General features: G+C 34.2%; 12 protein-coding genes and 1 pseudogene. 1 reads left to right on the top strand and 12 read right to left on the bottom strand.

The genetic code is table 11. The features are described 5' to 3' along the window. Positions 1-88 precede the first annotated feature (88 nt). Complete coding sequence (locus tag ACYFX0_RS11845; protein WP_000816388.1) at positions 89-256, bottom strand: DUF3933 family protein; 168 nt, start codon at positions 254-256, stop codon at positions 89-91. A gap of 12 nt (positions 257-268) precedes the next feature. Further along, on the bottom strand, positions 269-1,711 hold the full coding sequence (locus ACYFX0_RS11840; RefSeq protein WP_002083275.1) for an aminotransferase-like domain-containing protein: 1,443 nt from the start codon (positions 1,709-1,711) through the stop codon (positions 269-271). Between the two features lie 118 nt (positions 1,712-1,829). Here ACYFX0_RS11840 and ACYFX0_RS11835 point away from each other — a divergent pair, with 118 nt between their 5' ends. Next, positions 1,830-2,444 carry a LysE/ArgO family amino acid transporter gene (locus tag ACYFX0_RS11835; RefSeq protein ID WP_001287302.1) on the top strand — a complete coding sequence of 205 codons (615 nt, stop codon included), beginning with the start codon at positions 1,830-1,832 and terminating at the stop codon, positions 2,442-2,444. A 53-nt stretch (positions 2,445-2,497) separates the two neighbouring features. Here ACYFX0_RS11835 and ACYFX0_RS11830 read toward each other — a convergent pair whose 3' ends face one another. From ACYFX0_RS11830 to ACYFX0_RS11785, 10 genes and pseudogenes are all read right to left on the bottom strand, one after another. After that, complete coding sequence (locus tag ACYFX0_RS11830) at positions 2,498-3,727, bottom strand: MFS transporter (RefSeq protein ID WP_002083274.1); 1,230 nt, start codon at positions 3,725-3,727, stop codon at positions 2,498-2,500. Between the two features lie 235 nt (positions 3,728-3,962). Next, entirely contained in the window at positions 3,963-4,169 is a 207-nt protein-coding gene (locus tag ACYFX0_RS11825) for an alpha/beta-type small acid-soluble spore protein (RefSeq protein ID WP_000113545.1), read from the bottom strand. A gap of 124 nt (positions 4,170-4,293) precedes the next feature. Further along, on the bottom strand, positions 4,294-5,136 hold the full coding sequence (locus ACYFX0_RS11820) for a sugar phosphate isomerase/epimerase family protein (protein ID WP_000877678.1): 843 nt from the start codon (positions 5,134-5,136) through the stop codon (positions 4,294-4,296). 37 nt (positions 5,137-5,173) lie between these two features. Continuing rightward, positions 5,174-6,157 (bottom strand): DUF6005 family protein, encoded by a 984-nt coding sequence (locus ACYFX0_RS11815; RefSeq protein WP_000200700.1) that lies wholly within the window; start codon positions 6,155-6,157, stop codon positions 5,174-5,176. Positions 6,158-6,180: 23 nt separating this feature from the next. After that, complete coding sequence (gene asbD, locus ACYFX0_RS11810) at positions 6,181-6,456, bottom strand: petrobactin biosynthesis protein AsbD (protein ID WP_001250559.1); 276 nt, start codon at positions 6,454-6,456, stop codon at positions 6,181-6,183. After that, positions 6,453-7,691 (bottom strand): AMP-binding protein, encoded by a 1,239-nt coding sequence (locus ACYFX0_RS11805; protein WP_000909565.1) that lies wholly within the window; start codon positions 7,689-7,691, stop codon positions 6,453-6,455. The genes asbD and ACYFX0_RS11805 overlap by 4 nt, the downstream gene beginning before the upstream one ends. After that, positions 7,678-9,516 carry an IucA/IucC family protein gene (locus tag ACYFX0_RS11800; protein WP_460270552.1) on the bottom strand — a complete coding sequence of 613 codons (1,839 nt, stop codon included), beginning with the start codon at positions 9,514-9,516 and terminating at the stop codon, positions 7,678-7,680. The genes ACYFX0_RS11805 and ACYFX0_RS11800 overlap by 14 nt, the downstream gene beginning before the upstream one ends. Before the next feature lie 60 nt (positions 9,517-9,576). Next, positions 9,577-11,385 carry an IucA/IucC family protein gene (locus ACYFX0_RS11795; RefSeq protein ID WP_074789653.1) on the bottom strand — a complete coding sequence of 603 codons (1,809 nt, stop codon included), beginning with the start codon at positions 11,383-11,385 and terminating at the stop codon, positions 9,577-9,579. Positions 11,386-11,702: 317 nt separating this feature from the next. Next, positions 11,703-12,147 (bottom strand): annotated as a pseudogene (locus ACYFX0_RS11790) (GNAT family N-acetyltransferase). 108 nt (positions 12,148-12,255) lie between these two features. Beyond that, positions 12,256-12,381: IS3 family transposase (locus ACYFX0_RS11785; protein WP_016100144.1), on the bottom strand; the 126-nt coding region annotated here is incomplete at its 5' end.

The raw sequence follows: 12,381 nt of genomic DNA, 5'->3' as shown, positions 1-12,381 counted from the left end.
AGAACGTTTAACAACCTAATAGTAAATAAGCCTAGTAATTTCTTATATTACTAGGCTTATTTACTTCCTATATAATCTCGTACATTGTTTAAGGATACGTTAACCCTTCGGCTTCTTCTGCAGTAATAACTATGTAACGATTTCCCGTTCTTAATCCTAACAGTTCTGCTTTTTCAATCGCCTCTTGCTTCGTCTCCGCATAAGCAGCTAAGTATTTATGTCCACCAATCATTTGGCAAATTACATATTGTTTCATGACTTTCTCCTCTTACTTTTTCATTAGTTGTGCAAGTTTTTTTATACCTATTTCAATTTCTTCTAACGTTGCATATGAATATGATAGGCGCAAAAATTGATTTGCACTTCTATCATACAAAGTACCTGGGTTTAATAAAACCTTTTCTCGCAGAGCTTTATCAAATAAACTACGATATGAAATGGGTACTTTTATATGTACCCATATATAAAACCCACCTGTTGGTTCATGCCAAGTTGCTATTTCACGAAGATATTTATCTAACATTAGTAACATAAAATCTCTTCGTTTTTTCAATTCACTTCTTACAAATCGTAAATGCTCATCATATAGACCATTTGTAAACCACTCTGCTGCAATTTGCTGGGATATAGAGCTTGAACCATAATCTGTTTGCATTTTTATGTCTGACAATCTTTGAATTACTGGCTCGGGTCCAACAATCCATCCAATTCTTAAACCTGGACTAATTACTTTGGACATGCTTCCAATATGTAATACGATTCCATTTTTATCATAGGCTTTTAAAGGTTTTGAACAAGGTGCATCAAACCATAAGTCTTGATACACTGCGTCCTCTATAATAGGTAATCCAATTTCATTACATACTTCCATTATTTCTTTTCGCCTCTTAGTATCCATACTAAAATTCGTCGGATTATGAAAAGACGGAATTGTATATAAAATAGAGGCATTAAATTGCTTCTTATATTTCTCAATAAATAATGGATGTAAGCCACTCTCATCCATTGGGATTCCAATTAAACGTATTCCTGCTGATTGAAAAACATTAAGTGAATATAAATAAGATGGTTTCTCTAATAAGATTGATGCCCCTTTCGAAAGAAGCCCCATAGAAATAAGTTGCAGCGCTTGAATTGCTCCCGAAACAATTAATATAGAGTCAGGAGATACATATACACCATGCCCCTTTAAGTATTCGGAAATCTTTTCCCTTAAATAAAGATTTCCTTTCGGCTCTTCATACCCAAGCGTCACATTTGACTTTAAAAGCTTATTCATAATTTCTTTCATCTTTGTCTCAGGTAAGAGACTCGGCGCGAGCTCACCTGTTCCTAACCGAATTACATGTGGATAAAATTCAGCTTGATTAATCTCTTGAATAGCTGGGAGATTCGGATAATGAACTCCTGTTTCTACATAAGACTGCCAATTAGGCGGGGGTGCGTAAGTTGAAGCATTCTCATTATTATTTACAACAATTGTTCCTTTCCTGCCATTCCCTTCAATATATCCCTTCGCAACTAGTTCATCGAAAGCCATTACAATTGTGCTTCGATTCACACCAAATGTATGGGCCAAATCTCTTTGTGAAGGTAATTTTGTTCCAACGGTCCATTCTCCATTAACGATCCTTTCTTTTATATACGTTTCTATTTGTTTATACAGCGGCGTCGCTAGAGACATATTCGGTTTCCAAACGAATCTTTCCATCATATCACCTTATATTCTTTTTGGTTGGTAACCTCCCCAACCATATGGATGGATACAAATTTTCATTTCTTCTATACAATATACACTATCATAATGAATTAAAATAGGAGGTAATATGATGAGTGAAGCAATTATTCATGGTATCATTCTTGCATTTGGACTTATCATTCCATTAGGTGTACAAAATGTTTTTGTCTTTAACCAAGGTGCAAGCCAACCAAACATTTGGAGGGCAGCCCCTGTAGTATTAACTGCCTCTATATGTGATACGTTACTCATATTGATTGCGGTGCAAGGTGTCTCCCTTGTACTCCTTACTTTTTCTTGGCTAACTAACTCGTTATATATAATTGGATTTTTCTTTCTCCTATATATGGGCTTTGTTATTTGGAGAAGTAACCCTTCCAACGATGTAAAACAAGAAAAAAGTATGCCCTTAAAAAAGCAAATCCTTTTCGCAGCATCAGTCTCATTATTAAATCCACATGCAATTTTAGACACAATCGGTGTAATTGGAACAAATTCTATTCAATACATAGGAAGTGAAAAATGGGCTTTCACACTTGCAACTATTATCGTTTCTTGGATTTGGTTTATAAGCTTAGCTTTAGCGGGGAAATTTCTAAAAAGACTAGACTCAACCGGAAAGGCAATCTTATTATTAAATAAATTTTCTGGTCTCATCATATGGGGTGTCGCGCTTTATATGTTAAAACAAGTTATTTATTCTTAATGAACGTAAGAGAATTGCATGTTACTGAAAACATCATGCAATTCTCTTATAAATTATGAAGTAGGTTCCGGTTTCTGTTTTACCGTCTTTTCATCTTTTGCTGGTTTAATCCAAATGATTGCTATAACAGCACCAATGGCAGCAAAAATACTTGTCAAATAAAACACTTCATGGTCCGCCCCTTTCATAAAAAAAGAATATAAAGGTGGTCCAGCTGCTACACCGATAAATCGCATTGAACTATAAAATGACGTAACCGTTCCCCTTTGCTCCTTTTCAATTCCTTGTGTAATGAGGGCATCTAAACATGGGAGTGCCATACCAATTCCTATCCCCATAATAACAAGACAAAGAAGTAGTAAATAAATCCCTTTTATAAATAAAGGAATGATGACTGATGCAGCTGCCATTAAAAAACCAATATAAATACACTTCTTCATAACATTTTGATTATCTCCAATTTTTTTACCGGCCATATATGAACTAAGTGACAGTACAAGTAACGGGATAGCAAGCACACACCCTTTCCATATACCATGAATGTCATACTTTGATTCCAGTATAGTCGACAAATAAAAGAGAATTCCGAATAAAATAAGCATAATAATTGCACCTAATGCAAAAATGGCAATTAACCATCTTCCCTTTTCTCGAAACGTAGAGATAATAGATTGAATAAACTCTTTTAGTGGTGGTACTTCCCCTTCTTGTTTTTTTGCCTTTACTAATACCAGCAATAAAACAATTGATACGACACATAAAACTGGAATCGCCCAAAATGGTAAGAACCATACAATGGCAGCAAGAGCAGATCCTAAAATAGGGCTCAGCACTTTTCCAAATGTATTGGATGTCTCAATGATTCCCAAACCTGTACTAACTTGTTTTTCATCTTTGTATAAATCACCAACACACGGTATAACAACCGGCATTGCACCAGCAGCACCAATACCTTGAATCGCTCTACCCATTAGTATCCAAATGTAGGGATTATCAACTTTCCAAGATACCCAACCAGTTATCGCTCCTCCTATAGCCGCAATCAGCAAACTCGGAACCATTACCATCTTTCGTCCCCATCTATCTGATAAATAACCAGCAATCGGTATAAGTAAAATGGCTACGATAGAGTAAATTGTAATAATCATGGATACTTGAAACGATGAAATATGTAATTTCTTTTCAATTGTCGGCAAGATTGGAATAAGCATTGAATTCCCTAATGTCATGACAAGTGGAACTGATGCAAGCGCAATTAAACAACAGTTTTCTTTTTTTAACATGTTGATTTCGGAACCTTTCATCATATATTTCTTACCATATAATAGCCCTGCTGGAACATAATTTTCATTCCACCAGGGCTATTACATCTTTAATACTTCCCATTCACAACAAAAGAAATTGGGTAAAATATAGTATTACTTCTATTCTTTGAATTCTGTTCGCTATATATCCATACCAATTAATTGAAAAAAAAAGAAAGGAAGAATCCTTCCTTTCTCCTATAACCTTCTACATTTAGCGAGTATATCCGCCACCAAGCTGTTGTTCTGCCATCGCTACTAGGCGTTTTGTGATTTCACCGCCTACAGAACCGTTTGCACGTGAAGAAGTATCAGCTCCCAGTTGTACACCGAACTCTTGTGCAATTTCATACTTCATTTGATCTAAAGCCGCTTGTGCTCCATGTGATGCTAATTGATTAGAATTACGATTTCTAGCCATTACCAATCACCTCCTTATTTATATATAAATTGTGTAAAATTCAAATTAAAATACATGGAAATTTTTGGTTATTATTTCACGATAAAAAAAGAGCCTCTAAACGAGACTCTCACATCATTTCACATTATGAAGTTACTACTTCTAAATTTCTACTTATTAATACTTTCATTTCTTCTTTTAATATCTCCTTTGAGTTATGTCCAAACCATTCTAAGGAAGCAAAAAGATTCGTATCCCTCACTTCCTGAATAATCTCATCATAATTTACAATACCTTCAAATAACGGAACCATACCAATACGACTTCCTGCTGCAGCATATACATTATTAGGTTCAAACACATGCAAATAATTCGCTGAAGATATATTCTTAAAATGGTAATGTAATGTCCACGGCTTTAATTGATGGAAACTGTCTATTGGATCTGCGCCAGACTCCCATATATGAAGAAAATCAAGATTTATTTTTAAATTCGGATGATTTACTTCTTCTAATAGTTCTATAGTAGCAGGCAATGTGTCCGTTAGTGTATTGGGATGTGTTTCTAACAGCACATACATATTGTGCTGAGCAAACACATCACAAATCTTATGTATTCGCTTCACATACTCTTTTCTCTCTTGTTCCGAGAAGTCCTCGCTCCCTTTTTGCCCAGCAAACGTGCGAATTTTATTCGTATTAAACCAATTAGCTAGTACTACAAGTTGTTCACTTTTCTCTATCGTTTTTTCAAAATCTGCTGATAATGATATATCTAAGTAATCACTTATCATCGTAATTTCTAAGTTTTTATCCTTTAGAAAATTCAATTCTCGTTCTGTCGTTTCACGTTCTTGCATGTACAAATTTTGTGCATGCGTCCCCCATAATTCAATTCCTTCAAAACCGTTTTCATATGCAAATTGAACAATGTCAGTAAATGAAATTAATTGATGACGAAATGAAATGGTACATAGCGAATATTTCATAGCATTAAACTCCCCTATCTTAAATTCAGTTAGCTTATTAAAGAGTTACGACAGACTGATTTGTTTTCATACCTTTCCATGATAGAAACTGTCTCTCTAATTCCTTCTTAATTTGCAGTTCAATTGCATTCATTTCATCCAGTTTTTCAATAATCGATACTAGCATACCTTTATTATTCGTCATTGCCATTTTAATTGCACGATACTGTACATTTGTAAATCCTTGTACAATATCCTCTACCCGATCACACCAATAATCAAATTCTTGCTCCGAATATTGCAACGTTTCACGGAAGTATGCAAAGGCATGCTCATAACTATATTTACGAATTGCAAGTACTGGTATTTGTTTTACTGCTGCTACAAGTCCAGAAAGCGTATACCCTTCTTCCTCATTTGCCATTTTTACAATTACATTTTTTAGTTCCATAGTCAGTTCATTGTCGTTCTTTTTGAATGTTTCTGTGAAATAACTAGCTACTGTTTCTTGCGTTGGCTCCCCAATTCTTTCTATATCAATGAAATACCCTCCACCAAATGGGTTATCTTGAACAGAGTGAAGTACTTTTTCTCTTTCCATATTCCCTTCCCAACGAAAATCAGGATCTAGCATGAACCACTCTTCTTCTTTCTCTGTTTTTGATATCATTAAATAATGCGGAAACGGTTTTTGATGAAATTTATTTTCCCTCTCTGGCAATAAAGACATATCAACCATTACAATGATATAACGATTTTCCGGCTTGTTTTCTACTAATTCTAAAAACATTTCTACATTGCTATCTTTATCTTTTGCATGATCATACCATTCGTTTACTTTAATACCGTACAATTTTTCAAACCAAAGTAAATAATGATCATGGTTAATGTTTTCAGAGTGATATGAAATAATTCCGCCTTCTGTTATATCAAAATCTCCATCCCATAGTCCAAAATAAAATGGACGAAAATCAATGTCGCTACGCCTTTTTATAATTTCACAAAAACAACTCACTAAACAGTGCACTTTAATTGAAGTCATACTCTCATCCACTTTCCTAAAGGTTAGTTATTCACATTTACTTCCTGTAACGGCTGTAACTCCTCCATAAAATCAAGCAAAGATCCTACAGTAAGAAATGCTTTTGGATCTACCTCATCCTCTGGAACGCATAGCTTTAAATCCATTTCTATGTATACAATAAGCTGTAACATCATTACCGAATCTATATATAAATCTTGATTTAAGCGCATCGTTTCTTCTAAATGCGTTACATTTTTCAGTTCCATTTTTTCTATCATAATTTTTAACACGGCATTCTTTAACGCTTCCCGTCTCATGTTGTAACCTCTCCCATCTCTAGTAACTTTCTACTTACTTTTCCCGTTTTATTTTTAGGAATTTCATTTACACTTTCAATTTCATGCGGAACTTTATAAGAAGGTAAGTGCTGAATACACCATTCTCTTATTTGCACTGGATCAACATGAGAGATCACTTTCGCTTTAACTATTTCGCCCATCACAGGATGTTTCCCTCGATATACAATTGCCTCTTGAACACCTTCCAATCGAAGCATTGTTTCTTCTACCTCTATAGGAAAGACTTTTAATCCTGAAACGTTAATTACATCATCCATACGCCCCATAAAATGAATGCCACGCTCAGATTTATACCCTAAATCTTTCGTGAAAATTTCCTTATCGTTCATTTTCACGACGATTTCTTCCGGTGCATTTTCATCTGAACCTATGCTTATACTCGCATGAGGTAGAGGGTTCCCTAAATCTAAATGGCTTGTCATATCATGACATATACTAATACAACCTGCTTCAGAACAACCATATTGCTGCATCATAAATGTTGTCATTTCTTTTAGTTTATAAAATAGTGCTTCTGGCAAAGGCGATCCGGATGTCATAATTTTATGAAACCGAAACGTTCCTAATGGAAAACTCCCCATAATGTGTAACATAAGCGGCACTGCATATATGATATGTTTTTCTGTATTACGAACTATATTTAATGCGAATTTAGGATTTTTGTTCGTAATGATTACAGGCTTGCTCCCCCTCTTAATTGCTGATAACGTACCACATATTAGTCCGTATGAATGTGAAACAGGAGCCATAACGATTGGCACTTCATCTACTCCACAGTTTAAAGCTTCATTATAAGCGGTAATTTCCGTATCAACTTCTGTCCATGCTCTACGAATCAATTTCGGTTCCCCTGTAGTTCCAGAACTATATTGCAATAAAGAAGGCTCTTCTAGTAAAAAGTTCCCTACTTCTAATTTTGTAAAATCCCCATATTCTCCATATAAAATTCCTACACAATTTGCACGCTTTGCCATTTCAATAGCTGTTTCTTTTGGCGTATCTTCATGTATAAGTAATACTGATGATTTCTTTTCTTTTAAGAAAAACACAAGCGTAATAATATCGAATGGATCTTTCAGACAAAGTGCAAATCTATTTCCTTCTGCTTTTTGAAATTGTTCCATTTCCGCATAAACTTGTAATCTCAATTCAAAATCACTTTTGCTATACTCTTGTTTATTAACGATTAGCATAATTTCCCCCTGTAACAACTGATTTTTGTTTCATAAGTTGTCTTACTCTATACAATGGATTTGGAACTTCATGAACAAGCGATTCCACATCCATATATAATCGACGTTTCGTTAATTGTTCAGCATAGAATGTAGGTGCATATAATTGAATATTTTCAAATCTACCTTTCAAATGTGGATATATTCTTAAATGATTTTCAATTTCTTCAACAACCATTATCCAAAAACGTTCTTCTTTCAATCCATATTCATCCGCAAGTACGAACGCTAATTCTCCTAAATTAAACAGGAAAAGTGCATCTAATACCATCTCTTGCAAACATTCGATGCGATCCATTTCAAAGAAATCATTCATTTTTCCATTCGCATATGTTCTATGCATTTTAGTAAAGTCGGGACATTTATCAACTTCTTTCAAATATGGACGATAAAACTCAAGCCCTTCATGAAAATCCTTTAACGCAATACGAACAGGCACCCCTTCTTTATGGACTAGAATCATATTTTGTCCATGTGATTCCAGTGCGATGCCATGCTCTACAACAAGATGTATAACTGGTATTATCGCTTTTTGAATAAGTAATTGTAGCCAATCCTTCATTCCATATTTGTTCAACCATGCATCAATAATTGGTGTACCATCTTTCTCTTTAGCGTATAAACCATTAAAAGGAATTGCGTCCTCTTGTGCATCTAAATACTTGTGAACGCTTTCGCGCCAAATACATCCTAATGAACCATATATAGCTTTCTTATTCGTGTCATACGTTACACTGGAAAACTCCTTTAACAAGATTAAACGTGCTTCATCGCTTAAATAGGCGTCATTACTTACAACATCACTTAACCAATTTGATATTGCTGGTGCACTCACAACAGAATACGGTTTCAACGTACGGAGTGTTGAAGTGTTGAGTAAATTCATCGATAATTTAACGTACGGTTTCTTTGGATTCGTAATATTTCTTACCGTTCTCATTGACTGTTGTGCGCAATACTCATCCTCTGATGTTCCTAAATAAATAATAAATTTACCCTGTATATGATCCGCATAATTTGAAATGATGAAATTCTCCCACTGCCAAGGATGAACAGGTATAAACACGTACTGTTTTGGATTACATCCCCGATTACAAATTCGCTCCATAAACTCTTCTAATTTACGCTCACCAATCTCCTCTATTAAAATTTCGTCATAAATTACTTCATTCTCATACCCTACACTGGAGTATTTTTTATGCGCTGCAATCCATATGAGTTTTATTGGCTGCATAAATTCATATCCATATTGAAAATTGTCACGATATTGAAATCCAATACGAGCTTTATAACTAGGGTGATATGGATGGCCGTCTATTAAATGGCTTTCAAACTCATCGTAAGATTTTTGATTGTATTCTTTCTTATTATTTCTTTCATATTGTGCAATCGTGTCTTTAAATATTGTTTGTTCTAATTCGTGCATAAAAGAATCTAATTTGGCTTGTTCTACACTAGCAACTCGAAAAACTTCTTCTAGAAATTGCGAGACAGATTGTATTTCTTGCTGTTCATCTTGGACTCTTACTATTAATGTGTCTAAAGAAATACGTCCAAATGTCATCCGTTCCCTGCCATAGCATTTGTACGTGACACTTTTGTCTTCTTCATCAAGTCCTTGTATTATAAAAAGAATTTGTTCTTCTTTTTCTATGCGAACCGGTGTAATAATCCCCTCATAAATTAACGATTCTACTAATTGACGTAGCACTCTTCTTCGTACTGAAATGTAATCTTCTGATTCGAGCGCCTTCAATACTTTCGTATGATACATGTCCACTCTCATAAAACCCTCCACCTCATGACAAAATACCATTATTTGTATTACGTGAAATTTTAACGCTATTTATGAACGAACAGCCACTTCTCTAACGAGCGGATTATGTACTTGCACATAAATTGCTTGCTCTAATGGATTACTTAACTCATCGACATCGAAAAATCTCGTTAGTAAATTTGCTTTACACGCTAACTTATCTTCGTCCAATAATTCTCTTAAAAATGTTGAAGGTTCCCGGTTATACGGAAGGAATGATTCAAGTACAGACCTTAATTCCGAGAGAAGAATTTCCTCCTTAATTAATCCTGCTGTGCCAAAACCATTAATGAGGCCAAACATATGATTGAAAATTAAGTAGTAACGAAATCTCTCATCCACAATATAGTCGTCATATAAATTTCCAGTACGTTCTCCAATACCAGCTAATTCATTATTAAGCATCTCTTTCATTGAATTACAGAAATAAAATCCTTGATTATCACGGAAATAATATTTGACCGGATAACCATCTTTTAGCTGAACAACGCTATTTTGCTGATGAGCTTCTAATGCAACACCATACTGTAAATACATCCATACCATTGGCTTTAAAGAAATATTCATATATCTTCTAAACCACTCTAAGCTTACTTCTTCACAGCTTTTACTTTCTAAATCTGCTAGGCGATGAATAATATTCGATAACCGCGTACGCTCCCCAGGTATAGCATCTTGAACTAGCCCAGCAATTAATGTTGCGTCGTTTGCATGTTCACTATAAAAAGGGTTCTCGCGAATAATGACTTCAAATCCAGATTCTTGTGTTCCATAATTTAATGTAATATAAGCTGGATCACAAATAAAATCAAAGCCTGGAAATCTTTCTCGTACTTCACCAATAGCCGTATTTAACATTTCCTTCCCTTCAAGACCACTCTCAAGTTCTTTCAGTTTATTAATACGCATTGAATTCGTTACTTTCACCGGAAATGAAAACTTAAGCATATACTTCGAATCGGGATGATACAGCGTCCTTAGTGATGATGTTGCCATAAAATACTTACCTACAGGTCCAATATACTCAAGCAATTCTTGAACTATCCAATCCTGTACGTAAGCTTGATGCAAGAGCCATTCTGCCTGAAGCGGATGAATTGGAATTAATGCATATTGATCTTCCTTACAGTACTTCGCTATAAATTCCTTACTAACCATCTCATCATTACTTAATTCTTCTTTTATAATCGTTGTTGTAGAAGCTGATAATAATGATTTTTCATTTACTATACTTTTATGTGCCCGAAAATAATGAAGCTGACATTCTCCTTTTAATTCTGGAGAATACATTTCACTTTTCCAATCCAATATCCCCTGTCTACTCTTTGGTGTAGGATGAGTTAAATGCCCAAATAATAAAGACTGCTCCGCTTCTATAAAAGTTGTATTGAAACCGTATAATGCGGATGTATCTTCTATTCTCTCTTTTATAAATTCCTCAATATTTTGACAACTACGAATGACTCGAAGCATAAGTTCCGCAGGATTCGTTCCTTCTCCGTAGTTGATAGACATCTCTTTTATTAAAAATGTAATAACTGTAACGTAATCTGCTTTAATAACAGAATTACTATCTCCAATTTGATAATAAAATTTTTCTCCAAACAAATGGCGATCTGTTGATGATTTATATATAACTTCTCCATACAAAGTAACGTTCTGTGCCGATAGCCGACAACATAAATATGTGGGGACTGTATCTCTATTCAACGTATTACTGAAGATACTCTTCATTCTTTCATCCTCTGTAATCCATTCTCCACTCCCTGTTTCTCTTAAATAACAGTTTAAAAAGCTTTGTAATGTTGCATGTTCTGCGATTTGTTTCGCATGCTGCATGTTGGTCCTCCTCTTTATATTAAAGCTATCGAAATTTTATATAATAAACGATAATTGAATGTCGTTATCAATTATGATTCTAATTGATAATGATATTCAATTCAAGAGTATATTTCAGAATTTTTTTATCAAATAAAATTTTTCTTTTTTTCTTTCTTTTCTTTAATCTAGTTAAAAGTACACTAGAAAAATTCTTGTTTTCAAACTAATTACCTACTTTTATTAATCCATTTTTTGATGGATTAATAAAAAGGTACACCAAATGAGGTATACCTTTCCCTATGATATGTTTACATAATACTATTATATGCATCAATCTATATAGCTGTTTGTTTTTGTAACAAATTCAAATCTCTCCAACAATACGCTGTTTCTTCTACCTTTACTCTCTCTAAAAATTTCGTATCAATTTTTTCAGGGTTGAATTTTTCATAAAACTTTTTAGAAGGATTATTCGTAACGACCCAAACTAAAAGAGATTGCATATAATTCCCCATCACAATTATATGCACCGCTTCTTTCAACTCCCCCATCAATAAATCCGACTATCGTTCCATTTAACGTCTCTGCTACAAATCTATATTGGCATGTATCTTCTTGTTGAAAAATGTTTTCCCATTGTTTTTCTCGTTGCTCATATGTTATATTTTCTAAAAATTCGTCAGCAAATATACCTTTATACGTTGTTTTCCAGCTATCAACATGCACCTTTGCTATACCTCGTATATCATCTTTTATAGCTCTTCTAATATGTATTTCCATCATTTCTCCCCCTTGTTATTCATCATTATATCAATTTATTTCCTTAAAAATCCAAATAAAAAAGAGTGAATCTGAAGTGACCCCTAAAAGTTAGACACGGTTATTTGATTAGGCAGCTTGATAAAAGTGAGTCCGGTATTGTACCGGGCTCATTTTTAATTTTGCCTTAATCCGTTTCGTATTATAATAATCTATATATTTTTCTAATTCTATTTTAAAGTGCTCTACATTTTC

The sequence above is a fragment of the Bacillus sp. NEAU-Y102 genome (assembly GCF_054788175.1).
Note: the sequence above shows the minus strand (reverse complement) of the source record. Positions and strands in the feature narration are given on the sequence as shown.